The sequence below is a fragment of the Rhizobium sp. LjRoot258 genome, assembly GCF_964254185.1.
Classification (GTDB): Bacteria; Pseudomonadota; Alphaproteobacteria; order Rhizobiales; family Rhizobiaceae; genus Rhizobium.
Window position 1 is genome coordinate 3,459,084 of sequence record NZ_CAXUST020000001.1, and the last position, 21,785, is coordinate 3,480,868.

Sequence of the window (21,785 nt, forward strand, 5' to 3'; positions counted from 1 at the left end):
TGCGGGACCTAGGGTCAGGACCTAGCGGCTGCGCGTCGTTGGAACGCCATGCGGCGCCAGAACCGGCACGAAGACGCGACGCGAGGCGCGGGCGGCAACCGGCAAGCCCTGATAGAGCCGCTTCTGCGCCTCGACGATGATGACGCCTGAGAAGGCCGGCCATAAGGTGCGTCCCACGCGGTCGAAGACACTGTGCAGACGCATCATCGTGCGAAGCTTTGAGGGCGGAAAGAACAATGCCTCCGCCGTCGCGCCGGGCGTGAAATTGGTTTCCCGCAGGAGGTTCGTCAGCTGTCCTCGCGAGTAGGGACGCCCCGAGCCAAACGGCGTGTGTTCCATGCGCGCCCAGACCCCGCGGCGGTTCGGTACGACAATGACCAGACGCCCGCCTGGTGCCAGCACCCGCCACAACTCCTTCAGGGTTTCGCGCGGGCTCTCGGCAAATTCGAGCGAATGGACCATCAGCACCCGGTCGATCGAGGAATCGGGCAGCGGCAATTCCTCGTCGAAGATCAGGGCCGTCGTGGAAAGAGCGCCCACCGGCCAATTCACGGCGCCTTGCCCTGCCGGCATGAAGGCAAAGGTTCTCTCCGTGTCGGGCTGGAAGCGATCAAGGAAGGGAACGACATAGCCCAGACCAACGAGACGTTCCTGCGGCAGCCGGACCCACAGCGAGGAGAGCGCCATGGCGATCGACTGCTCGGCAATGCGTCCGAGGTCGGAATGATAGAACTGGCGTAGGTCAACAATATCAGCGTGCATCAAGGCAAATGTTATCAGTGGGCGGTTGGACTTCAAGGCGGGACTCTCTACATTCCCGGTATACCCGCGATAAAGAGGCTGCCTGAGACGATGAAACCTTTGGATTTAGACGTTTTTCTCTGCCGTTCCGACAATTTCGGCGTGTTGGTGCACGATCCTGAAGCCGGCCTGACGGCGTCGATCGACGCGCCCGATGCAGCCGCAGTGGAGAAGGCTGCGTCCCGCCGCGGCTGGACGATCTCGCATATTTTCACCACGCATCACCATACCGACCACGTCGAAGGCAATCTCGCGCTGAAGGAGCAATATGGCTGCGAGATCATCGGCCCCGTCAACGAGGCCGTGGCGATCCCCGGCCTCGACAAGACCATGGCCGACGGCGATACCTTCCTGTTCGGCGACCATACGGTACAGGTCATAGAGACCCCTGGGCACACGGCCGGGCATATCTGTTACCACTTCATCGATGACAAGCTGCTCTTTGCCGCTGACACGCTGTTTGCGCTCGGCTGTGGTCGGCTCTTCGAGCGTCCGGCCGCCGATATGTGGCACTCGCTTCAGAAGCTTGCCGTGCTGCCTGACGAAACGGCCGTCTACTTCGGCCACGAATATACCCTGTCGAACGCGCGCTTTGCGCTCACCATCGATCCGGACAATCAGCGCCTGATAGTCCGTGCGGCCGAGATCGAAGCCCTGCGGGCCGAGAACAAGTTTACAATTCCGACGACGCTGGCGCTCGAGAAGGAGACCAATCCCTTCCTGCGTGCCGCCGACCCTGCGATCCGCCGCAACCTCTTGATGGAAACAAAGACCAATGAGGAGGTCTTCGCGGAGATCCGCCGACGCAAGGACAATTTCTGATGTCCCCGGACGATATCATTCGCGAACTTGGAATGGAGCCGCATCCCGAAGGCGGCTGGTATGTACAGACCTTCCGCGACACCGACGGTGGCTCGCGCGGACATTCGACGGCGATCTACTATCTCCTGAAGGCCGGCCAGCGTTCCCACTGGCATCGTGTCCACGACGCAGCCGAGGTCTGGCACTACTATTCAGGAGCGCCCCTTGCACTGCACCGCGCCGAAGACGAAGGCGGAAGTGAAACGCTGACGCTCGGCACCGACATCTTGAAAGGAGAGCGACCGCAGGCGATCATTCCAGCCAACTGGTGGCAGTGCGCCGAGACGCTCGGAGATTACACGCTGGTCGGCTGCACGGTCGCACCCGGGTTCGAATTCTCAAGCTTCGAAATGGCGCCGCGCGACTGGAAGCCCGCCGCCTGATCATTCCGCGGCGGTGGCTTGCTGCGCCGTTGCGGCCTTCCGCCGAAACATGTCCTGCGCCGCCAGCAGCGCCCCGCCTGTCACGAGCAAGCAGGCGAAGGCGATCCGCCAGCTTGGGTCGGCAAAGCCGAAGATAGTCAGGATGAGCGTCGAAAGCAGCGGCGCGGCATAACTCGCCGAGCCGAGGATCTGGATGTCGCCATTTTTGACGCCGAAATCCCACGCATAGAAGGCGGCACCCACCGGGAACAGGCCAAGGCCGAGAACACCCAGCCATTCAAGGCCCGTTTCCGGCCAGATCGTCGTCTCAAGGCCGAGGTGGCAGACCAGCGACAGGATAGAGGTCGCCATGCAGAATCCGGTGACGACATCGGTCGACACAGCATCGAACCGCCGCGTCAACAGCGAATAGCCGGACCACGTGAAGGCGCAAAGGAAGGCAGCGCCGTAGCCGACGGCATAGGCGCCATCGAAATTGATGCCGTTGCGCCCGACGATCAGGAAGGTGCCGCAAAGACCGGCCAGGGCGCCGACGATATGATACCAGCGCAGCCGCTCTCCCGGCAGCAGCGCCGATCCGACGACGATCAGCAGCGGCCAGAGATAGGCAATCAGCCCCGCTTCGACCGCCGGCGCATTGCGAAGCGCCGTGAAGTAGAGGAAGTGATAACCGAACAATCCCGCAATCCCGACGATCCAGACCTTGGCCGGCTGCTTGAGCAGCGCCAGCCGCGACGGATTGAGGGTCAGCACGACGATGCCGGGAATGCTGCCGATGGCAAAGCAGATTGCCGACAGCTGGAACGGCGGCATTTTGCCGGAGGCGGCCGTAAACAGCGCCAGAAACGACCACATGAGGATGGCCGTAAAGCCGATTAGCGTTGCCCGAAGCTTCACCTGCCCCCCTTTTGCGGAGACACCTGCTCCGTCAGCTTGCGCCGTATTTCACGGCGGTGATCGTCACCGGTCCGTATTGCGTGGGAATACGGACGTAGACCGGAGCATATACATTTGCCGTATCCGACTTGGCAAACCAGATTTCCATCCTGCTGCTCTTGCTCAGATAGTCGATGTCGCTGCGACCCTTCTTGTAGCCGGAGCGAGGGACGAACCGGACATTGCAGACCGTCGCCTTGCCGCTGAAGCCCGCCGTCGAGAAATTCTGCGCGCCCTTGGGAGAGAGCACCAGATCCATGCGCATCTCGCCGTCATAGATCGGCAGCTTCTGCGCGCAGACATTGGCATCTCCGGGGAAGATCAGACCGGAGATCGGATCGAGGACGGAACGCATGTCGCTGGCTGGTACGTTGACCCAGTTCTTCGGCAGCCGGCGCGGCGGGTTGACTGTCGTCGAGGTGATATTGCCGTTGCTGTAACGCACGTCATATGTCCGGGCGCGCTTGCCACTCTTGTAGTAGAGATAGTAGCGGGATGCCTGTAGCCGGTCGCCGCGCAGCACGCCGTCGACGCTCGTCTTGGCGGAGATATTGGTGACGAGATCGGCAAGGCCGGCCGAACTGATGTCGCCAGATACCCTGTAGCTCTTGTCGTCCTCGATCTTCGTCAGGAAGGCAGCGCGCGCAATCGTCAGAATGCCAAGCGAAACCCTGTATTCCGTGCGATGCACGATCTCGCTCGCCCCGGCCGGAATGGCCATCAGCGCAGCGACCGCGGAAATGAAAATGCGTTTGCCCAGATGAGCCATGAAATGAACCTTGTTCGGGCAGCTCGTAAAGCCGTTCATCACGGTCTATACGCCTGTCTCACGACGAAGCAAACACGAGCTTTTTGACAGAATTGCGGGAAATGCCAAGGTTTGGCTTGACGCGCACGGCCTGTCTGACTATAGAACCGCAACTTTCCAATCATGGCCTGTTGGATTGCTAGCCCGGTTTTGCGTGGGCGTGCAACTGATGGCCGAGAAAAACAAGAATAGGTGTTCCATGTCCCGCATGTGCGAATTGACCGGCAAGGCAGTCCTGACTGGTAACAATGTCAGCCATGCCAACAACAAGACCAAGCGCCGGTTCCTCCCGAACCTGTGCCAGGTTACGCTGATCTCCGACGCGCTCGGCCAGCGTTATCGTCTTCGCGTTTCGGCTGCTGCTCTTCGTTCCGTCGAGCATCGTGGCGGTCTCGATGCCTTCCTGCTGAAGGCAAGTGAAAACGAACTGTCGATGCGCGCTCGTCTGCTGCGTCGCCAGATCGTCAAGAAGACTGCCGAAGCCGCTGCTGCATAAGCTTCGACTGCTTCTTCTTTCATACGGCTTCAAAAGGCTTGCACGGATGATATCCGGACAAGCCTTTTGCTTTGCCGGTCTGTCCCTCGAACTGGTGGCATACCCCAGGATAAAAAAATGCTGACGACGCGCTTTACGCTTATCTATGTCACACTGATGACGCTGGTCGTCGTCGCCTCGAACTTCCTCGTGCAGTTCCCGCTGAATGCCGAGCTCGCCGGCATCAATCTGGCCGACATCCTGACCTGGGGTGCCTTCACCTATCCGGTCGCCTTCCTGATCACGGATCTGACCAACCGCCAGTTCGGCCCGCAGGCTGCCCGCAAGGTCGTCTTTGCAGGCTTTGTCGTCGGCGTGGCGCTGTCCTTCTATACCTCGGTTCCGCGTATCGCGATCGCTTCGGGTTCGGCCTATCTCGCCGGCCAGCTGCTCGATATCTCGGTCTTCAACCGCCTGCGCCGTCAGGCCTGGTGGCGCGCGCCGCTCGTCGGCTCGCTGATCGGCTCGATGCTGGATACGGTGATCTTCTTCTCCTTCGCTTTCGCGGCCTTCTTCGTCTTCTTCGGCCCGAACGATCCCTTCGCGCTCGAATCCGCCCCGATCCTCGGCGTTTTCACCGCGGAGGCACCGCGCTGGATTTCCTGGGCGATCGGCGACTTCGCGGTGAAGACGATCGTCGGCCTCGCAATGCTGCTGCCCTATGGCGCACTGATGAACGTGCTGCGCCCGCTGCAGGCCGCCCCTGCGCGCTAAACAGGCGCTTGCCGCCCCCATTCTTAACTATTCGGCGGAGCTTTTGCTCCGCCGTTTCTTACTATTGGCAAGAACCCGGGACGACTTGCCGAAAAGAACCTCGCCGCGACACTTTGCTGCCACGCTCGAATGAAAAAAAATCGATGCATCCCATGCGCGGCGGTGGTTGTTGATGACGTTTTTATGACAGATGGTGTCGCAACCGCATCAAACAGGAGGACAAGCGTGAGCGAGAAGCGGAAGCGAGTTTATGAGGCGCTTTTGGACGGCGCGACGGAAGGTCTTTCCGGCAATGCGCTTTTTGATTTCGTGCTGGAACGCTGTCCCAAGGCGACCAGCAAGAAGATCGTGCGTGCCTCCTTGCTGGCCCTGACCGATCCTGACGTCACCGACCGGAACGTTCTGCATACTATCTACGCGCTCGCCATCGCCCACTGGATGGACGAAGTCGGCTCTACCAGCGATCCTGACGATGATGAGAATCCCACGGAAAAGAGCCCGGTATTGCGGAAGCTGAAGAAGAAGCCTGCATCCGCGTCGGCGCCTGCGGAGGCGAACCAGATCTGAGCCGGAGCAGCTTCGGGTCGAAAAAGAACGGTTCCGGGCACTACTGATGTTGTGGATGCACAACACGGTGTGCGAAGCGGAATGCCGGAACCCCCAGCCACAATGTTGTCACGGAACTGTTAAAGTCCACTCCTAGACCCGTCGCTATCGAATGCTGATAGGGACCGCCATGAACATCCCCATCCTCCTCAGCTAGATCGCAGCGCTCACCGCGACCTCCGGCGCTTACGCAGCAGACGCGATTGTCCCTGCCGAGCCCGAGCCTGTCGAGTATGTGCGCGGCTGCTTAGGTGCGGATTTGACGAAATGGATGAAGTGAGGGTGATGGCCATGCCGAACTCCGTGCCGATGGTACAATCGAGATTGCTTTCGCATACGGCGATGAGGCCACTTTGATAGCTAAGCCGGAGACTTCTTCGACAGCCTACTGGGCTTTGCTCTGCTCCATCGCCAGTTCTGCCAGGAGGCTTTCAGTATCTCGGAAGATCGTGGCCACCGCCAGAACCTGTCTGCCGCGCTTGAAGCGCAGGAGGCAGTCTTTCGCGGCAAGGTCGCCCTCGACCTCGATTGTGTCCCATCCCTCGGCATGGCCGACATAGTTAATCGGAATGTCGTAATGCTGGCTCCAGAAGAACGGCACATCCGTGAACTTCTCCCTGTGTCCGAGCATGTTGAGCGCTGCAGTCGCACCCTGCCGCTGCGCCACCACCCAGTGCTCCACCCTGATGGTCTCGCCGCTGTGGGGGTCGGGCCACCGGGCGATATCGCCGGCCGCATATATCCCCGGCACGCTGGTCTCCAGATAGGCATCGACCAGGACGCCTCGATCGGTGGCGAGACCCGCTGCTTCGGCGAGATCGACCCGCGGCCGCACGCCGATGCCGGCAACGATCACGTCGGCGGTCAGGGTGCTGCCGCTTTTCAGTAGGACCTCGCTCACGCCGATGCTCGCCGCGGTGTCCCTAAGATGGAAGACGACGCCATTTTCCTCATGTAGGGCGCGGATGAGGTCGCCCATCTGGGGGCCCAGCACCCGTTCCATTGGCCGTTCGTCGGGCGCCACCACATGCACGTCGACACCGCGGGTCCGAAGAGCGGCGGCAACCTCGAGGCCGATGAAGCTGGCGCCAAGCACGACCGCATGCCGTGCGGCGCCGATTTGCGCGATGATCCTGCGGCTGTCGGCTAGCGAGCGCAGCGTGTGGACATGAGGCTGGCTGGCACCGGGTATGGTCAGGCGCACCGGTTCGGCGCCGGTCGCGAGCAGCAATTTGTCGAAGGCGACCCGTGCCCCGTCGGCCAGCACGACCTCTCTGACACGGACATCGATGCCAGCAACCTTAGTTGCCAGGCGCAGATCGATGCCGTTCCTGGCATAAAAGCCTTCTTTTCGCAGAGGGATCCAGTCTTCGGGAGCCTTGCCCGCCAGATAGTCCTTCGAAAGGTTGGGCCGGTCTACAGGCAGCGCCTCGTCGTCGCTGATCATGACAATGGCGCCCTGATATTGTTCTCGCCGCAGTCTCTCGGCCGCGGCAAAACCGGCCGCGCCACCGCCGACGATGACGATCCTTTCCGGAGAGAACCCGGCATTGCTTTTGCGTGGGGCAGGCGACGGTTTCTCAAGCTTCTGGCCAACGAGAATCCTTTCGCCGCGCTGCTCGACCGACCAGCAAGCGAGTGGCGACAGCGCAGGCGCGCGCAGAGCCTCTCCGGTGCGCAGGTCGAAGCAGGCGTGATGCCAGGGGCAGGGGACGCTGTCGTCGGCGACGAGGCCGTCGACCAGCGGTCCGCCATAGTGCGAGCAGGCGGCAGCAACGGCGAATATCTCTGCTCCGCGGCGCACCAGAAGCACGGCCTCGGCGTCGCGATGGCCAACCAGCTTACCACCATCGGGAAGATCGGCGAGCGCAATGCCGAGGGCCAGATCGGGCCCGCTTGGATCTGAATGATGACCGGCCATTTTCTTCTCCCCCAATGGGCAGCTACCGGTATCGTCCTTTGTGATACTCGGTTGCCGAGCAGGCAGCTTCCCTTGAATTCTCCGCTAATCCGGCTCTCTCTTATGCGAATAAATTTGGCCTGCGGCTGAGTGGAATTCTTGTGATGATGTCAGCCGCAGTCGCTCTTCTAGCTCAAATGAACGGCATCTGCTTCAGTTCTAGAGGGAGCCCGTGGCTTCAACCAGGCGCCCTGATGACCTTCACGAACTCGGCTACATCCATCAAACTACAGCTTGTAGCCGATCTTTCGCAGCAGGTCTTTCCGCCACGCAATGTCTGCGTCGGTTTCGACACCCAGCGGCGCGGCGCCATCCACGACACCAAGCACGCCGCGGCCCAGCTCAGTTTGTGCGACGATCACCTGTGTCGGGTTGGCCGTCGCGCAGTAAATGCGGCAGACCTCTGGTACCGAACGCACCGCAGCCAGCACGTTGACGGGAAAAAATCCGTCCCCGAGGAAGATCAAGAAAGTGTGGCCAGCGCCAATGGCCAATGCATTGTCGCGTGCGAGGGCGATCGTGGCTTCGTCATTGCCCGACCAGCGCACCAGCCGCTTACCAGAGGCCTCGCAAAAAGCCAGCCCGAAACGAATGCCAGGAACCGCACCCACCAGTGCCTCGTGGACGTCTTCCACGGTCTTGATGAAATGCGACTGGCCAAAAATGAAGTTGGTGGCGTCTGGCTTGACGATGGGCACCACGGAAAGTTCCATGGCTGCACTCCTTCAAGATAGGCAATGCAATGGTAGGTAGGCAGAAGAAAGGCGGTTTCAAGCCGCCAAAGGCGGACACGCCTCCGGGCGCAGCCCCCTTGGCTTCTTCGTTGCGGTTCCACACCCTTCAAAGCCCGTGCGCTGCGATCACGTAACATCCAGCGCGCTGTTCAGATCCGGCAATCCCCGACGCGTCGGCGTCTTCAATTCACTCACTTATGAGGCCATTTAAACGTCGAGCATCGCGTCGCCTATGGCCTTGCCGAGCGCCGCGGCTGGCCAAGCTCCGCTCCCGGCGATGGCCGGTTGCGGCTGTACTGGCGTGGCGAGCAGCCCATCACCCGCTTGAACGCCGTGCTGAAGGCGGCTTCCGACTCGTAGCCGAGCGATGGCGCAATGCGGGAAATGGGTTCTCTGGCGTTTTCCAGCCGGTCTCCGGCGAGAAGCATGCGCCAATGCACGAGATAGTCCATCGGCGAGGTCCCGACCGTCTCCTTGAATCTGAGCGCGAAGGTCGAGCGCGACATGCCGGCGCGCGCCGCCAGTTCCTGCAGGGTCCAGCGGCGGGCGGGGTCGTCGTGCATCGCCGTCATCGCCGCACTCATCTGCTTGTCTGCCAGCGCAAAGAGCCATCCGACACCGGCCCGGGAACCGTCTGCGAGATGCAGCCGCAGCGCCTGAACCAGGATCATGTGCGCCAGGTGTTGCACGATCAGGAAGCCACCCGGCTGCGGCTCGCGCAGCTCCTGCATCATCCGCTCCACCAACCAGCGTAGCGCCGCCTGGCCGGGCTCGTCCCTGATGAGAACGATGGGCGGCAGGATGCGAAGCAGCAGGCCTGCATGGGCGCCGGTCAGCGCAAAGCGGCTGCTCACCAGAAGGAAATCGTCGCCGCCATTGTAGGAGACGATGCCGCCCGTGCGCGCCATCGCAAAGATCGTCGCCGCTCCGACCGGCGGCAGCGAAAGGTCCGTCGCCAGGCGAAAAGGCCGGCCGCTCGGCAGCAGGAAGCAATCCCCCGTCTGCAGCCCCACCGCCTCTGGCACGCCTTCCACCGAGAGCCAGCAATGGCCGGAAACCACGGCGCCGCATTTGACGCCGTCTTGTTGATCGGGGAACTGGATCGACCACTCTCCACCCGCCTCGAAGCCCGCAGACAGGTAATTGCGCGGCTTCAGCAGAGACAGGACGTTTGACAGCGGATCCATGAGGCCTATTCCGGACGATCGCGAAGATAATACGGACTTTACAGCATAGACCGTATTTCCAAAAATCCTATCTTGATCTGGACGCGGCCGCAGGGACGGCCCGAAATTCAGAGATAGCTCGGAGAAATCGATGCGTGTCTTCGTAACAGGCGCCACGGGATTTGTCGGCTCTGCCGTCGTTCAGGAGCTCATCGGCGCGGGCCACGAGGTCCTCGGCCTTGCCCGCTCTGATGCCGCTGCGGTATCGCTTGCAGCGGCAGGCGCTGCGGTGCATCGCGGCCATCTTGAGGATCTGGAGAGCCTGCGCAGTGGTGCCGGTGCCGCCGACGGCGTGATCCATACCGGCTTCATCCACGACTTCTCCAGGTTCAAGGAGAACTGCGAGATCGACCGGCGGGCAATCGAGACGCTGGCTTCCACGCTGGCGGCAAGCGACCGCCCGCTGGTCATCACCTCAGGAACCGGGCTGCTCCCGAAAGGCCGGTTGACGACCGAGGAGGATGCGCCGACCGCCGCCTCTCCCCGCATCGCCTCCGAAGAGGCCGCCGCTGCCGCCGCATCGCGGGGTGTGCGCGCCATCACGATCCGCCTGCCTCCGTCGGTTCATGGCGACGGCGATCACGGCTTCGTCCCGCTGCTGATCGGCTTCGCTCGCGAGAAGGGCGTATCGGTCTATGCCGGCGAGGGAGGCAATCTCTGGGCCGCCGTGCACAGGTTCGATGCAGCCAGGCTCTACAGGCTGGCGCTCGAGAAGGGCAAGGCAGGCGCCCGCTATCATGGCGTCGCTGAAGAGGGCGTTCGCTTCCGGGAGATCGCCTTGGTCATCGGCCACCGGCTGAACGTGCCGGTCGTTTCCAAGTCTCCCGAGGAGGCGGCTGTACACTTCGGCTGGTTTGCGCATTTTGCGGCGATGGACAATCTCGCCTCGAGCAAGCGAGCGCGCGAAGAACTGGGTTGGCAGGCAACCGGTCCGGGGCTGATCAAGGATATCGACCGGCCAGTCTACTTTGGCGGCTGACGCCGAGCGGTCATTTCTGCAGGCGAGCCGTGTCGCCGGCTCGCGACTCCACCAGCCGGAACTCCAGCATCAGATTGCGTTGCAAGATGGAGTGGTTGTCATCAGAGACGATCACCACATGCGTGGTCCCATCCTCGGCCGCGAAGACATCCAGGCCTTCCATATTGTCGATCTGATAGCTGAAGTCGGCCTGCAACAATATACCGCCGTCCATGACAGCGCCGGGGCGGATGTCGGCAGCCTTGATGCGGCGGATGCGCATTCCGATGCCTTCTGCGACGTTGAAGCGGCGCTCCAGCAGCAGCAGGTCGCCATTCGGCAGGAAGGCTCCGTCCGTCGCGTCGAAATCGCCGTAATGGGCGAGCGACAGACGTCCCTTCAACGGCCCGTCCAGAATCGCGGCATAGGCATTGCCGTCGATGTCCAAGCTGCGTTCGGCCACGATCAACGTCCCGCCCTTGAGGGCACTGTCAACGGGCGCAATGGCGATGGTCTCAAAGCCGCGGTTGCCGCGCAGCGATCGTTTCGGGAACGGAATGGGAATGGTGTCGATCGCAGGCGATGTCTCGAAGCCGGGGTCGGGATAGACGTCGACGCGGTGGTCCTGTTCGAAGGAGACGAGGATCTGGTCGCCATGCAGCGTAATACCCTCGGCATCCATATGCCCCTTGCCTTCAAAGCTCCGCCCGGCGCGATTCTTCATCGGGGTGATCGCGACATCGGCAAGGCCGGACAGGCGCCCCTGCGGATCGCGCTCGAGGCGTCCGGTCATCCAGTGGCCGGTATCGAGCACACCCACGAAATCCGTCTTGTCTGATCGAAAACGGATCGACGACAGCGAACCGAACAGCCGCTGGGGAGAGACCATCTCGAGCCCACCGAGGAATTCGAGGGGGCCGAACCGGGTCTGGTCGGAGCCGATCTTGAAGTCAGTGATGACGCGGCTCCTGACCTCGACATCGCCATCGGCAAGGGCTGGCGGCATGGCGGCCGCCAGCGCAAGGACGATCGATATCAGGCTGGCGAAAGGCTTTCGGAACATCCAGAAAGCGTCCCTTCGCGATTAGCCGGCGCGGCGGAGGCGACCGCCCCGCGGCTGGACGGTCTTGTCTTCGAAGAGTGACGCAAGCTGCTCGGTCATGGCGCCGGCCAGCTCGTCCGCATCGACGATCGTCACCGCGCGCCTGTAATAGCGCGTTACGTCATGACCGATACCGATTGCCAGAAGCTCGACGGGCGAACGCGTCTCGATGCGATCGATGACGGCGCGCAGGTGTCGCTCCAGATAGTTGCCCGGATTGACCGAAAGCGTCGAATCGTCGACCGGCGCGCCATCGGAGATCATCATCAGGATGCGTCGCTGCTCGCGGCGGGCAAGCAGGCGGTTGTGCGCCCAGATCAACGCTTCGCCGTCGATGTTCTCCTTGAGCAGGCCTTCGCGCATCATCAGGCCGAGATTGGCACGCGCGCGGCGCCAAGGAGCATCGGCCGACTTGTAGATGATATGGCGCAGATCGTTGAGACGGCCCGGCGTCTGCGGCTTGCCGCTACCAAGCCACTTCTCACGCGCCTGCCCACCCTTCCAGGCCTTTGTGGTGAAGCCCAGGATCTCGACCTTGACGCCGCAGCGCTCCAACGTGCGTGCCAGGATATCGGCGCAGGTGGCCGCAACCGTGATCGGGCGGCCGCGCATCGAGCCTGAGTTATCGATCAAAAGCGTCACGACGGTATCGCGGAACTGCGTGTCCCGCTCCATCTTGAAGGACAGCGCCTGCATCGGGTCAATGATCATGCGCGTCAGACGCGCAGGGTCGAGGTATCCTTCCTCGAGATCGAAATCCCAGGAGCGGTTCTGCTGCGCCATCAGGCGGCGCTGCAGGCGGTTCGCGAGACGGCCAACCGCACCCTGCAGATGTGCAAGCTGCTTGTCGAGGAAGGCGCGCAGGCGCTCCAGCTCCGCGGCGTCGCAGAGCTCTTCGGCAGTAATTGTCTCGTCAAATTCCTCGGTGAAGACGTGGTAATCGACCTTCTCGTTGAAATCGTCGAAGGGGGTGTTCGGACGGCGGGTTTCGCCCGGCGTCTCGGAATCTTCCTCGCCTTCTTCCTGCATGTCGTCGTCGGAGATTTCAGCGCCTTCGGTCTCGCCGTCCTCCATCTGCTCGTCGGCGACTTCGCTGTCCTCTACGGGCGCGGCGTCGGAACCCGCGTCGTCATCGACCTCGTCCTGGTCCTGCTCGTCGCCGTTCGGCTGGTCTTCCTGCTCCGAATCGTCGTCGGAATCGGGCTCGCTGTCATCGTCGCCATACTCTTCCGCCATCTCCATGGCTGAAAGCACGTTGCGGATCGCCTTCGAGAAGGCCGGCTGATCGTTGATGACGCCGGAGAGGTTTTCGAGTTCGGCACCTGCCTTCTCCTCGATGAACGCGCGCCAAAGGTCGAGGACCTTGCCGGCAGAGGCTGGCGGCTTCTCACCGGTCAGCTTCTCGCGCACCATCATGGCCATCGCCTCGCCGATCGGCGCATCCTCCTGCCGCTCGATGCCGGAGAAATTCGCCTTGGCGTATTTCTCATCGGTCATCGACCGAAGGTTTGCAGCAACGCCTTCCATGCGCAGCGCGCCGATCGATTCCACACGCGCCTGCTCGACGGCGTCGAAGATCGCCCGCGCGTCGGAGCCTTGCGGCGCCATCGTCGCGTGCACCCTATCGTCGTGGCAGGCGAGCCTCAGCGCCATCGAGTCGCCGAGGCCGCGCGTGACTGCGAGTTCATGCATCGTCGGACGCTTGGAAAGCTCCGGCAGACGAATCCGCTCGGCAGTCATTCCAGGGCGTTCGTTGGCGAAGGTCACCTCGACGTCGCCGTCGCCGGCGATCGCGCGAACGCTGCCGGTTATCGCCCGGCGCAGGGGCTCGACGTCGACTGGCGAGCCGGGCTTTGCTTTCGAATTGTCACCGCGAGCAGCCATGATCGGTCGCCCTTAGGCCTCCAGAACGATATTGGCGGCACTTTCCTTCAGCTCGACGCCGAAGGCGCGCTGATAGTGCTCGGCAACCAGCGGGCGCTCCAGTTCGTCGCACTTGTTGAGGAAGGTGACGCGGAAGGCAAAGGCGATATCCCCGAAGATCTCGGCGTTTTCTGCCCAGGTGATGACCGTACGCGGGCTCATGACGGTGGACAGGTCGCCATTCATGAAGGAGGCGCGCGTCAGATCTGCAACGCGAACCATCTTGGAGACCGTGTCGCGGCCTTCCTTGTCCTTCTGGAACGTCTTCACCTTGGCAGCGACGATGTTCACCTCATGGTCGTGCGGCAGGTAGTTCAGCGTCGTGACAATCGACCAGCGGTCCATCTGCGCCTGGTTGATCTGCTGTGTGCCGTGATAGAGGCCGGTGGTGTCGCCGAGGCCGATCGTGTTTGCGGTGGCAAAAAGACGGAACGCCGGGTGCGGACGGATGACACGGCTCTGGTCGAGCAGCGTCAGGCGGCCGGACGATTCCAGAACGCGCTGGATGACGAACATCACGTCGGGGCGGCCGGCATCGTATTCGTCGAAGACGAGCGCGACGTTGTGCTGGTAAGCCCAGGGCAGGATGCCGTCCTTGAATTCCGTGACCTGCAAACCGTCCTTCAGAACGATCGCGTCCTTGCCGACGAGGTCGATACGGCTGACATGGCTGTCGAGGTTGATACGCACGCACGGCCAGTTGAGGCGGGCGGCGACCTGTTCGATGTGCGAGGACTTGCCCGTGCCGTGATAGCCGGAGATCATCACGCGTCGGTTATGGGCGAAACCGGCAAGAATGGCGAGCGTGGTCTCGCGGTCGAAGAGATAATCGGTGTCGAGGTCCGGAACATAGGCGCTGCCCTGGCTATAGGCCGGCACGCGAATGTCGGAATCGATACCAAAGACCTCCCTGACCGAAACGGTGGTGTCCGGAAGCTCCGAAATATCAAGGTCAATCTTGCTCATCATGTCTCCAAGGCGGGTGACCGACACCCGACCATACTGTCTCAGCCCATATCGCAACCATGACGCCGCAGATTAGGTCCGCGCTCGCTCATGTCGGAACGTCGGCGATGCTTCTCCGGGACTGAAACGAAACCTCGGGGGCGATAATCTACCGCTAGCGAGCATTCTTGAACAAAGTCCCGGACAAGAAACGCCGCGCCCGGAAGTGGCCAAGGCGCCTGTGGGACAAACGCAGAAAGTTATGCCGCGGTTGCCTGCGGCCTCAGCCGATTTGGGACCATACCTGATTGAAGACCAAGAGCAAGGACGGGAATTAACAAAAACCGTTCTGCTTCAATAATTGATAGGCCTGAATGACGGCGCGGAACCGTTCTTCCGAGCCGCGGTCGCCACCATTGGCGTCGGGGTGGTGCTTCTTGACCAGTTCCTTGTATCGGCTCTTGATCTCCGACGAGGTTGCACTGGCATCAAGGCCCATGGTGTCGAAAGCCTTGGCTTCCAGGCTTTTCAGCTTGCGCTGTTCGGGAAAACGGGGACCACTTCCCTTGGTGCTGTTGACGAAGCCGAAGGGATCGCGCACGCGGTAGGAACCCGAGCGCAGATCGGAATGCAGCGGGCTGTTCTTGGCGGCCTTGTTGACGCCGACCGTCCAGGTCGGACGATGCCCGGTTATCGCTTCCTTCTGGTAGCGCGCGATCTCGCCGTCGGAGAGGCCGGAGAAGTAGTTGTAGCCCTTGTTGTATTCCTTCACGTGCTCGAAGCAGAACAGAAAGAACTGTCCCTCGGCATTGCGTCCGACGGGAGCGCGATGCACGCCTTTCTTGTCGCAGCCATCCCACTGACAGGAAGGGGGAGCCTGTTCGGTTTCCTGCTCGCGTTTGCGGCGGGTGCGGATGCGGTCGAAGTATTTGGAATCGAGTCTCATGGCGGCACTAATTATGGGCCTGCGAAGAGGCGACAACAAGAATTGACAAACCGGAATGTTGCTGGCTTGGTGGGAACCTTTTTCGCAAAGCAACGAGACCATGACCCTGCAGACCCGCATTGAAGAAAAGTTGACCGCCGCGTTCGCGCCAGAGCGCCTGAGCGTGATCAATGAAAGCCATCTTCATGCGGGCCATCAGCCTGACATAACGGGGACCGGCGAGACCCACATGCGGGTGCGCATCGTATCCGCCAAGTTTGCCGGCATGCCACGACTGGCGCGACACCGTGCGATCACGGAGCTTTTGAAGCCAGAGCTGGATGCCGGATTGCATGCGCTCGCTGTCGAACCAGCAGCCCCCGGCGAACCTGTGCGCTGGTAGCGGGCACAAGGCCGTATATGGGTGTTCTGGCCGCTTTTCCAATGCCACCGGATACGTCACGGTACCTTTTCAGCGGATCAGAAGTGCCGTCGCATAAAGCCCGAAGCCGAAGATGGTGTGCGCCAGCAGATTGAGGAGGCGCACCTTGTTCGGGTTCGGCGTCTTCGATGCCGCCCAGCCGATGCCAAGACCGGGCTGCAGCAGGAACCAGCCGGCACCAACGGTGACGATCGCCCAGGTCCAGGCCGGCAGGAAAGTCGGCTCCGCCAGCCAACCCGGCCCGACGAGCAGCACGAGCAGAATGCCGTAGGCAATGCCGACCGCATAATGGCCGATCCAGCCGAGCGCGAGTTCATGTTCGCAAGGTGCAGCGGTGCCGATATCGTCGTGGAAGACCTTGCCATTCTTCAGGTGCCAGAACCAGCGCCCGACCGGCGCCCAGTTCGGCAGCGGACCGCCCGTGGCTTTCGCAAGAACAATTGCCCAGATGTCCATAAGGACGGTCGCGCCGATGCCGATGGCGACAGAACGCCAGAAAATATCAAACATATCAAATCCATAATGGTGATGCTGGCGACGGACCCCTCTCCGGCGCGAGCAATAAAGGGACATCAGCCTCAAACCGGACTTGCCTCGTTTTCCTCCGCCGGCCGGATTCGAAGTTTCGTGATGCGGTTCTTTTCACGCTTCATGACGATGAAGCGCTTTTCATGGAAGGTGAAGGCCTGCCGCTCCTCTGGGATGGTCATCGATTCGTGGATCACGAGGCCGGCGATCGTCGTCGCCTCCTCATCCGGCAGATGCCAGTCGAGGGCACGGTTGAGATCGCGGATCGGGACGTTGCCATCGACCACGATCGAACCGTCCGCCTCCTGGCGCACGCCCTGTATGTCGATGTCGTGCTCATCGGCAATATCCCCGACAATCTCCTCGAGGATGTCCTCCAGCGTCACGATGCCCTGCACTTCGCCGTACTCGTCGACGACGACGGCGAAATGCTGCTTGCGGCGCAGGAAGGCATTCAGCTGCGCTTCGAGACTGGTGCTGTCAGGCACGAACCACGGCTTCTGCGCGATCTTGACGATATCGAGATGTTCCGGCTCGGCATCGCGCTCGGCAAGCGCGCGCAGTAGATCCTTGGAGTGAACGACGCCGATGATATTGTCCGTCGAGCCGCGCCAGAGCGGCATTCGGGTAAAGGGGCTTTCCAGGATCGTCCGTACGACCACCTCCGGCGGATCGTCGGCATTGATCGCCCGCATCGCGGTGCGGTGGACCATGATGTCGGAAAGTTCGAGTTCGCCGAGATCGAGGACGCCACCCAGGCGGTCGCGGTCTGCCTTGACGAAAGATCCCTCGCGGTGCAGCAGATCGACGGTGCCACGCAGTTCCTCGTGGGCGGAAAGCATCGAAGTCTCCCGCGAGAGGTTGATACCAAAGAGCGACAGAAGCCAGCGCACGATCGCATTGACAAAGGATGAGAGCGGGCCGACGACCGCGACGAACAGCTTAACCGAATAGGCGACATTGAGTGCGAACCGATCCGGCGTCGAAATCGCCCAGCTTTTCGGCAGCACCTCGGCGAAGATGACCAGGATGACGGTCATTGCGAGAGTGGCAAGCGCCACGCCGGAATTGCCGAACAGCCCGAGAAACAGGCTGGTCGCCAGCGACGAGGAAAGGATGTTGGCGAGATTGTTGCCGATAAGCAGCGCGCCGATCAGCCGGTCGCGGCGTTCGATGAGCCGCCGCACCAGCCCCGCGCGTTGCTCGCCATTGGCTTCGAGCGTGTGGATGCGGCTGCGAGAGACTGCCGTCAGCGCCGTCTCCGAGCCGGAAAAAAACGCGGACATGAGCACGAGGGCCACGATGGAGACAATTTCCGGCCAGTATGCGGAAAGAAATGCCAGCGTGCCTTCGAGGGTCATTGCGGGTGTTTCTCCTTGAGGAAGCTCAGCACTTCCGAGGCGGGAACATCATTGGCGACAAAGGACTGCCCGATGCCGCGCGTCAGGATGAAGGTCAGTTTGCCGCCCTTCACCTTCTTGTCCTGGGCGATCGCGTCCATCAGCACTTCAGCAGGTGGCAGCGTTCCTGGGATTTCGGCCATGCGCGTCGGCAGACCGACAGCCTTCAGGTGGCTTTCGACACGGCGTGCGTCGTCCGGGCTCGCCAGGTTCATGCGCGCCGAAAACGCGTGCGCCAGAACCATGCCGATCGACACGCCTTCGCCGTGTACGAGACGCGAACTGTCATAGGCGGTGGCCGCCTCCAGCGCGTGGCCGAAGGTGTGGCCGAGATTGAGCAGCGCGCGTTGCCCGGTTTCGCGTTCGTCGGCCACGACGACATCGGACTTTGCCTGGCAGCTTGTGGCGATTGCCTCGATGCGGGCGGCACCGCCGGCAAAAACCGCCCGCCAGTTGGCTTCCAGCCAGGCGAAGAAATCCGGCTTGTCGATCAGGCCGTATTTCGCCACCTCGGCATAGCCGGCGCGGAACTCCCGCGCGCTCAGCGAATTCAGGACGTCGGTGTCGGCGAGCACGAGGTCGGGCTGGTGGAAGACGCCGACAAGATTCTTGCCGTGCCGGCTGTTGATGCCCGTTTTGCCGCCAACCGAGGAATCGACCTGCGACAACAGCGAGGTCGGCACCTGCACGAAACGCACACCGCGCCGCACGATCCCAGCCGCAAAGCCGGAGAGATCGCCGATCACGCCGCCACCGAGCGCGATGACATAATCGTTACGCTCAATCCGCGCTTCGAGGACCTTGTCGCAAACGGTCATCAGGTGCTCGAAGCTCTTGGTCTTCTCGCCGGCCGGCAGCACGAGGGTTGCGCAGGCGATGCCTGCCGCCTCGAGGCTTTGGATCAGCGCCTCAAGATAAAGCGGCGCCACGTGCTCATCGGTGATGACGGCCGCTTTCCGGCCCTTCAGGCGCGATGCGATCTCTGCACCGGCGCGGGCGATCAGGCCTGGTCCGATCAGGATATCGTAGGCGCGCTCGCCGAGCGGCACGTGAACCTTGCGTTCGGAGGCGGAGGCAATCGCATTCATCAGGCTGCGCTTTCGGTTCGGGCGTCGATCACGGCTTGGAGAACCTCATCCGCCATCAGTTCCTTGCGCACATCGCGCGAGAGGACGGTGAGGTCGGCGAGCTCGTAGATCGGATAACGCGCGTTCATCAGGTTTTCGAGGGTCTGCTTGGGGTTCTCGGTCTTGAGTAACGGCCGCGTATCGCGCTTGCTGACCCGCTCCCAGAGAACGTCGAGGTCCGCCTTCAACCAGATGGAGACGCCGCCCTTCTTGATATGCTTGCGCGTCCGGTCGTTGATGAAAGCGCCGCCCCCGGTGGAGACAACGCGCGGACCGTTCTTCAGCAGGCGCTTCATCACGCGGGTTTCAAGCGCACGGAACTCTTCCTCGCCGTAGGCCGCGAAGAGTTCGCCAATGGACATGCGGGAGACCTTCTCGATCTCGGCGTCGCTGTCGACGAAAGGAATGCCGAGCTGATGGGCGACGATCCGACCGACGGAGGATTTGCCTGCGCCCATCAATCCGACCAGGATCAGATTGCGAGAACCGAGCGCAGCACGAGCCCTGTCTTTCAAGCTTTCGGCAACGGTCAGAACTGGGTCGCTCATTGGTCCATTCACACTTTGTTTGCGAACGGTATCGACAAATGCAGGTGTAGCGTCAAGTCGCGGGCAAGGGAAACGTGGTTCAAATGCGCCTTCTTGCACTTGCAAACATGCTTCTTCATAAAGAAGCAGAGCCATGGAGTTGCTGAATGCCGAGTTTGTTCCGTTTTCTCGCCGTATTGGCGGTCATCGCCGGTGCGATATACGGAACGATGTGGGCACTTGTTGTTTTCGTGGAGCCGCAGGAGCGCGACGTGACGATCCGTATTCCGTCCGAGCGGATCAACCCTCCGTCGACCGGCGCCATCAACCCGTCCAAGAAGTGAGACGATGAAGGATCTCGGCTGGGTTCACGTCGAAGCCTTTCTGGAAATGATGAGCGCGGAGCGGGGTGCGGCTGCAAATACGCTCTCCTCCTATGAGCGCGACCTCGACGATCTGCACGCCTTCCTGAACGGCAAGGGCGTCCGCCTGATGGACGCGGCGTCGGCAGATCTTTCGGCCTACCTCTCCTCACTCGCTGCCCAAGGGTTCAAGCCTTCCTCCCAGGCGCGGCGGCTGGCTGCGATGCGCCAATTCTACAAATTCCTTTATGCCGAGGGCCTGCGCACCGACGATCCGACCGGCGTTCTCGATGCGCCGAAGAAAGGCAGGGCACTACCGAAGACGATGGGCGTCGACGAGGTCGGCAGGCTGCTGGAGCAGGCGGAAACCGAAGCTCAGGATCCTGCGCCCGGCCAGCTGCAGCGACTTCGGATGCTGGCTCTTCTCGAACTGCTCTACGCCACGGGGATGCGCGTCAGCGAGCTTGTTTCGCTTCCCGCCCGTGTGCTCGATCAGGACGGACGCTTCCTGATGATCCGCGGCAAGGGCAACAAGGAGCGGCTTGTGCCGCTATCGCAATCGGCAATCGCGGCGCTGAAGCTTTACGGTCGCATGCTCGCCGCCGAGAACGCCGCCGCCAATGTCCAGCAGGAAAGCGCCTGGCTGTTTCCGGCTGCATCCAAGCAAGGCTACCTGCCGCGGCAGGTTTTCGCGCGTGATCTGAAAAATCTTGCGAGCCGCGCGGGCCTCACCCCATCTATGATCTCGCCGCACGTCATGCGGCATGCATTTGCAAGCCATCTCCTCGCCAATGGCGCGGATCTTCGCGTCGTTCAGGAGCTGCTAGGGCACTCAGACATTTCAACCACGCAAATCTATACGCATGTGTTGGAGGAACGGCTTCAACAACTGGTCCAAACGCACCACCCCCTTGCCAAACAGGCCAAAAAGCAGGAATAGGACCGGCAACAAAGGGCGCGCTCATAAAAAGGCCGCCCCGGCAAAAGGAACGGAAACGCACCTCATGCACAACTATCTCGACTTCGAAAAGCCGATCTCCGACCTCGAAGGCAAGATCATCGAACTGAAGAAGCTCGCCTCGGAAGACGAGAGCATCGACACATCCGATGAAATCGGCAGGCTTGAAGTTCGCGTTCGCGAAGCGATGGTCGACATCTATTCGAAGCTCAACGCCTGGCAGAAGACGCAGGTTGCGCGCCATCCGCAGCGACCGCATTTCGTCGATTATGCCAAGACGCTGTTTCAGGAATTCACGCCGCTCGCCGGCGACCGCAAGTTTTCCGAAGACGCCGCGATCCAGGCAGGGCTTGCCCGCTTCCGCGGCCAGCCTGTCGCCGTTCTCGGTCAGGAAAAGGGCAACGACACGAAGAGCCGCCTGAAACACAATTTCGGCAGCGCACGTCCGGAAGGCTACCGCAAAGCGATCCGCATTCTCGAGATGGCTGACCGCTTCGGTCTCCCCGTCATTACGCTCGTCGATACGGCAGGCGCCTATCCGGGCGTCGGCGCCGAAGAGCGCGGCCAGGCCGAAGCCATCGCCCGGTCGACGGAAATGTGCCTCTCGGTGAAGGTGCCGATCGTCTCCGTCGTCATTGGCGAAGGTGGTTCGGGCGGCGCGATTGCAATCGCCACCGGTAACCGCGTCTACATGCTGGAGCACGCAATCTACAGCGTGATTTCGCCGGAAGGTGCGGCCTCGATCCTCTGGCGCGATTCCGCCCGCGCCAGGGAAGCCGCCACCAACATGAAGATCACGTCAGACGATCTGAAGTCGCTCGGCATCATCGACGGTATCATCAGCGAGCCGCTCGGCGGCGCGCACCGCGATCCGGACAGCGTGATTGCCGCGACCGGCGACGTCATTGCCAATGCTCTCGGCGAACTTTCCAACCGCACGGGAGAGCAGCTTCGCAACGATCGAAGGCAGAAATTTCTCAACATGGGCCGCAATTTGTAGTACACAACACGCCGCTGCGCCGTG

The 21,785-nt window shown here is 61.7% G+C and carries 24 protein-coding genes; 10 read left to right on the forward strand and 14 right to left on the reverse strand.

Going from position 1 to position 21,785, the window contains the following annotated elements:
- Nucleotides 1-21 precede the first annotated feature (21 nt).
- Nucleotides 22-798, reverse strand: coding sequence for a class I SAM-dependent methyltransferase (locus ACSQ9D_RS16985; protein ID WP_436283163.1), 777 nt, complete (start codon nucleotides 796-798; stop codon nucleotides 22-24).
- A gap of 54 nt (nucleotides 799-852) precedes the next feature.
- Between ACSQ9D_RS16985 and gloB the strand changes: the two genes are divergently transcribed.
- Nucleotides 853-1,623, forward strand: coding sequence for a hydroxyacylglutathione hydrolase (gene gloB / locus ACSQ9D_RS16990; protein WP_436283164.1), 771 nt, complete (start codon nucleotides 853-855; stop codon nucleotides 1,621-1,623).
- Complete coding sequence (locus tag ACSQ9D_RS16995; protein ID WP_436283165.1) at nucleotides 1,623-2,045, forward strand: cupin domain-containing protein; 423 nt, start codon at nucleotides 1,623-1,625, stop codon at nucleotides 2,043-2,045. The genes gloB and ACSQ9D_RS16995 overlap by 1 nt, the downstream gene beginning before the upstream one ends.
- On the opposite strand, the gene yddG is transcribed toward ACSQ9D_RS16995, so the two are convergent.
- A complete protein-coding gene (gene yddG / locus ACSQ9D_RS17000) occupies nucleotides 2,046-2,942 on the reverse strand; it encodes an aromatic amino acid exporter YddG (RefSeq protein ID WP_037122310.1) in 897 nt (298 codons plus the stop codon).
- 31 nt (nucleotides 2,943-2,973) lie between these two features.
- Entirely contained in the window at nucleotides 2,974-3,750 is a 777-nt protein-coding gene (locus tag ACSQ9D_RS17005) for a DUF3108 domain-containing protein (protein ID WP_436283861.1), read from the reverse strand.
- A 238-nt stretch (nucleotides 3,751-3,988) separates the two neighbouring features.
- Here ACSQ9D_RS17005 and rpmB point away from each other — a divergent pair, with 238 nt between their 5' ends.
- The 3 genes from rpmB (at nucleotide 3,989) to ACSQ9D_RS17020 (ending at nucleotide 5,605) form a co-directional block, all read left to right on the forward strand.
- Nucleotides 3,989-4,285 carry a 50S ribosomal protein L28 gene (gene rpmB / locus ACSQ9D_RS17010; RefSeq protein WP_024316182.1) on the forward strand — a complete coding sequence of 99 codons (297 nt, stop codon included), beginning with the start codon at nucleotides 3,989-3,991 and terminating at the stop codon, nucleotides 4,283-4,285.
- Nucleotides 4,286-4,402: 117 nt separating this feature from the next.
- Nucleotides 4,403-5,038 (forward strand): VUT family protein, encoded by a 636-nt coding sequence (locus ACSQ9D_RS17015; protein WP_436283166.1) that lies wholly within the window; start codon nucleotides 4,403-4,405, stop codon nucleotides 5,036-5,038.
- 225 nt (nucleotides 5,039-5,263) lie between these two features.
- Nucleotides 5,264-5,605 carry a hypothetical protein gene (locus tag ACSQ9D_RS17020; protein ID WP_436283167.1) on the forward strand — a complete coding sequence of 114 codons (342 nt, stop codon included), beginning with the start codon at nucleotides 5,264-5,266 and terminating at the stop codon, nucleotides 5,603-5,605.
- Nucleotides 5,606-6,029: 424 nt separating this feature from the next.
- Here the strand turns inward: ACSQ9D_RS17020 and ACSQ9D_RS17025 are convergent, their stop codons facing one another.
- From ACSQ9D_RS17025 to ACSQ9D_RS17035, 3 genes are all read right to left on the reverse strand, one after another.
- On the reverse strand, nucleotides 6,030-7,565 hold the full coding sequence (locus ACSQ9D_RS17025; RefSeq protein ID WP_436283168.1) for an FAD-dependent oxidoreductase: 1,536 nt from the start codon (nucleotides 7,563-7,565) through the stop codon (nucleotides 6,030-6,032).
- Between the two features lie 266 nt (nucleotides 7,566-7,831).
- Complete coding sequence (locus ACSQ9D_RS17030; RefSeq protein WP_436283169.1) at nucleotides 7,832-8,317, reverse strand: adenosine-specific kinase; 486 nt, start codon at nucleotides 8,315-8,317, stop codon at nucleotides 7,832-7,834.
- Nucleotides 8,318-8,568: 251 nt separating this feature from the next.
- Nucleotides 8,569-9,525 carry an AraC family transcriptional regulator gene (locus tag ACSQ9D_RS17035; RefSeq protein ID WP_436283170.1) on the reverse strand — a complete coding sequence of 319 codons (957 nt, stop codon included), beginning with the start codon at nucleotides 9,523-9,525 and terminating at the stop codon, nucleotides 8,569-8,571.
- Between the two features lie 130 nt (nucleotides 9,526-9,655).
- Between ACSQ9D_RS17035 and ACSQ9D_RS17040 the strand changes: the two genes are divergently transcribed.
- The gene (locus ACSQ9D_RS17040; protein ID WP_436283171.1) at nucleotides 9,656-10,543 is read left to right on the forward strand and encodes an SDR family oxidoreductase; all 888 of its coding nucleotides are present in this window, start codon (nucleotides 9,656-9,658) and stop codon (nucleotides 10,541-10,543) included.
- Nucleotides 10,544-10,553: 10 nt separating this feature from the next.
- Here the strand turns inward: ACSQ9D_RS17040 and ACSQ9D_RS17045 are convergent, their stop codons facing one another.
- The 4 genes from ACSQ9D_RS17045 to ACSQ9D_RS17060 all read right to left on the reverse strand — a co-directional run bounded on the left by ACSQ9D_RS17045 (nucleotide 10,554) and on the right by ACSQ9D_RS17060 (nucleotide 15,438).
- Nucleotides 10,554-11,585, reverse strand: coding sequence for an esterase-like activity of phytase family protein (locus tag ACSQ9D_RS17045; RefSeq protein ID WP_436283172.1), 1,032 nt, complete (start codon nucleotides 11,583-11,585; stop codon nucleotides 10,554-10,556).
- A 21-nt stretch (nucleotides 11,586-11,606) separates the two neighbouring features.
- Complete coding sequence (gene cobT / locus ACSQ9D_RS17050; RefSeq protein WP_436283173.1) at nucleotides 11,607-13,508, reverse strand: cobaltochelatase subunit CobT; 1,902 nt, start codon at nucleotides 13,506-13,508, stop codon at nucleotides 11,607-11,609.
- 12 nt (nucleotides 13,509-13,520) lie between these two features.
- A complete protein-coding gene (gene cobS / locus ACSQ9D_RS17055; RefSeq protein ID WP_024316174.1) occupies nucleotides 13,521-14,513 on the reverse strand; it encodes a cobaltochelatase subunit CobS in 993 nt (330 codons plus the stop codon).
- A 313-nt stretch (nucleotides 14,514-14,826) separates the two neighbouring features.
- Complete coding sequence (locus ACSQ9D_RS17060; RefSeq protein WP_037122327.1) at nucleotides 14,827-15,438, reverse strand: J domain-containing protein; 612 nt, start codon at nucleotides 15,436-15,438, stop codon at nucleotides 14,827-14,829.
- 100 nt (nucleotides 15,439-15,538) lie between these two features.
- On the opposite strand from ACSQ9D_RS17060, the gene ACSQ9D_RS17065 reads away from it, so the two are divergent.
- Nucleotides 15,539-15,820: a BolA family protein gene (locus ACSQ9D_RS17065; RefSeq protein WP_037081939.1), complete on the forward strand. Its 282-nt coding sequence runs from the start codon at nucleotides 15,539-15,541 to the stop codon at nucleotides 15,818-15,820.
- Between the two features lie 69 nt (nucleotides 15,821-15,889).
- Here the strand turns inward: ACSQ9D_RS17065 and ACSQ9D_RS17070 are convergent, their stop codons facing one another.
- The 4 genes from ACSQ9D_RS17070 to ACSQ9D_RS17085 all read right to left on the reverse strand — a co-directional run bounded on the left by ACSQ9D_RS17070 (nucleotide 15,890) and on the right by ACSQ9D_RS17085 (nucleotide 19,462).
- Nucleotides 15,890-16,369: a DUF2938 domain-containing protein gene (locus tag ACSQ9D_RS17070; protein ID WP_436283174.1), complete on the reverse strand. Its 480-nt coding sequence runs from the start codon at nucleotides 16,367-16,369 to the stop codon at nucleotides 15,890-15,892.
- A 68-nt stretch (nucleotides 16,370-16,437) separates the two neighbouring features.
- Complete coding sequence (locus ACSQ9D_RS17075) at nucleotides 16,438-17,748, reverse strand: HlyC/CorC family transporter (RefSeq protein ID WP_436283175.1); 1,311 nt, start codon at nucleotides 17,746-17,748, stop codon at nucleotides 16,438-16,440.
- On the reverse strand, nucleotides 17,745-18,875 hold the full coding sequence (gene aroB / locus ACSQ9D_RS17080; protein ID WP_436283176.1) for a 3-dehydroquinate synthase: 1,131 nt from the start codon (nucleotides 18,873-18,875) through the stop codon (nucleotides 17,745-17,747). Before aroB ends, ACSQ9D_RS17075 begins: the two co-directional genes overlap by 4 nt.
- The gene (locus ACSQ9D_RS17085; RefSeq protein WP_436283177.1) at nucleotides 18,875-19,462 is read right to left on the reverse strand and encodes a shikimate kinase; all 588 of its coding nucleotides are present in this window, start codon (nucleotides 19,460-19,462) and stop codon (nucleotides 18,875-18,877) included. The genes aroB and ACSQ9D_RS17085 overlap by 1 nt, the downstream gene beginning before the upstream one ends.
- A 146-nt stretch (nucleotides 19,463-19,608) precedes the next feature.
- Between ACSQ9D_RS17085 and ACSQ9D_RS17090 the strand changes: the two genes are divergently transcribed.
- The 3 genes from ACSQ9D_RS17090 (at nucleotide 19,609) to ACSQ9D_RS17100 (ending at nucleotide 21,761) form a co-directional block, all read left to right on the forward strand.
- A complete protein-coding gene (locus ACSQ9D_RS17090; protein WP_037122335.1) occupies nucleotides 19,609-19,785 on the forward strand; it encodes a hypothetical protein in 177 nt (58 codons plus the stop codon).
- A 4-nt stretch (nucleotides 19,786-19,789) separates the two neighbouring features.
- Nucleotides 19,790-20,743 (forward strand): site-specific tyrosine recombinase XerD, encoded by a 954-nt coding sequence (xerD, locus tag ACSQ9D_RS17095; protein ID WP_436283178.1) that lies wholly within the window; start codon nucleotides 19,790-19,792, stop codon nucleotides 20,741-20,743.
- Nucleotides 20,744-20,807: 64 nt separating this feature from the next.
- A complete protein-coding gene (locus ACSQ9D_RS17100; RefSeq protein WP_024316165.1) occupies nucleotides 20,808-21,761 on the forward strand; it encodes an acetyl-CoA carboxylase carboxyltransferase subunit alpha in 954 nt (317 codons plus the stop codon).
- The last annotated feature ends 24 nt before the right edge of the window (nucleotides 21,762-21,785 follow it).

Bases quoted from the DNA above. Each gene is read 5' to 3' on its own strand.
- gloB (WP_436283164.1), top strand. From the start codon at position 853: ATGAAACCTTTGGATTTAGACGTTTTTCTCTGCCGTTCCGACAATTTC.
- ACSQ9D_RS16995 (WP_436283165.1), top strand. From the start codon at position 1,623: ATGTCCCCGGACGATATCATTCGCGAACTTGGAATGGAGCCGCATCCC.
- ACSQ9D_RS17005 (WP_436283861.1), bottom strand. From the start codon at position 3,750: ATGGCTCATCTGGGCAAACGCATTTTCATTTCCGCGGTCGCTGCGCTG.
- rpmB (WP_024316182.1), top strand. From the start codon at position 3,989: ATGTCCCGCATGTGCGAATTGACCGGCAAGGCAGTCCTGACTGGTAAC.
- ACSQ9D_RS17015 (WP_436283166.1), top strand. From the start codon at position 4,403: ATGCTGACGACGCGCTTTACGCTTATCTATGTCACACTGATGACGCTG.
- ACSQ9D_RS17025 (WP_436283168.1), bottom strand. From the start codon at position 7,565: ATGGCCGGTCATCATTCAGATCCAAGCGGGCCCGATCTGGCCCTCGGC.
- ACSQ9D_RS17030 (WP_436283169.1), bottom strand. From the start codon at position 8,317: ATGGAACTTTCCGTGGTGCCCATCGTCAAGCCAGACGCCACCAACTTC.
- ACSQ9D_RS17035 (WP_436283170.1), bottom strand. From the start codon at position 9,525: ATGGATCCGCTGTCAAACGTCCTGTCTCTGCTGAAGCCGCGCAATTAC.
- ACSQ9D_RS17040 (WP_436283171.1), top strand. From the start codon at position 9,656: ATGCGTGTCTTCGTAACAGGCGCCACGGGATTTGTCGGCTCTGCCGTC.
- ACSQ9D_RS17045 (WP_436283172.1), bottom strand. From the start codon at position 11,585: ATGTTCCGAAAGCCTTTCGCCAGCCTGATATCGATCGTCCTTGCGCTG.
- cobT (WP_436283173.1), bottom strand. From the start codon at position 13,508: ATGGCTGCTCGCGGTGACAATTCGAAAGCAAAGCCCGGCTCGCCAGTC.
- cobS (WP_024316174.1), bottom strand. From the start codon at position 14,513: ATGAGCAAGATTGACCTTGATATTTCGGAGCTTCCGGACACCACCGTT.
- ACSQ9D_RS17060 (WP_037122327.1), bottom strand. From the start codon at position 15,438: ATGAGACTCGATTCCAAATACTTCGACCGCATCCGCACCCGCCGCAAA.
- ACSQ9D_RS17065 (WP_037081939.1), top strand. From the start codon at position 15,539: ATGACCCTGCAGACCCGCATTGAAGAAAAGTTGACCGCCGCGTTCGCG.
- ACSQ9D_RS17070 (WP_436283174.1), bottom strand. From the start codon at position 16,369: ATGTTTGATATTTTCTGGCGTTCTGTCGCCATCGGCATCGGCGCGACC.
- ACSQ9D_RS17075 (WP_436283175.1), bottom strand. From the start codon at position 17,748: ATGACCCTCGAAGGCACGCTGGCATTTCTTTCCGCATACTGGCCGGAA.
- aroB (WP_436283176.1), bottom strand. From the start codon at position 18,875: ATGAATGCGATTGCCTCCGCCTCCGAACGCAAGGTTCACGTGCCGCTC.
- ACSQ9D_RS17085 (WP_436283177.1), bottom strand. From the start codon at position 19,462: ATGAGCGACCCAGTTCTGACCGTTGCCGAAAGCTTGAAAGACAGGGCT.
- ACSQ9D_RS17090 (WP_037122335.1), top strand. From the start codon at position 19,609: ATGCCGAGTTTGTTCCGTTTTCTCGCCGTATTGGCGGTCATCGCCGGT.
- xerD (WP_436283178.1), top strand. From the start codon at position 19,790: ATGAAGGATCTCGGCTGGGTTCACGTCGAAGCCTTTCTGGAAATGATG.
- ACSQ9D_RS17100 (WP_024316165.1), top strand. From the start codon at position 20,808: ATGCACAACTATCTCGACTTCGAAAAGCCGATCTCCGACCTCGAAGGC.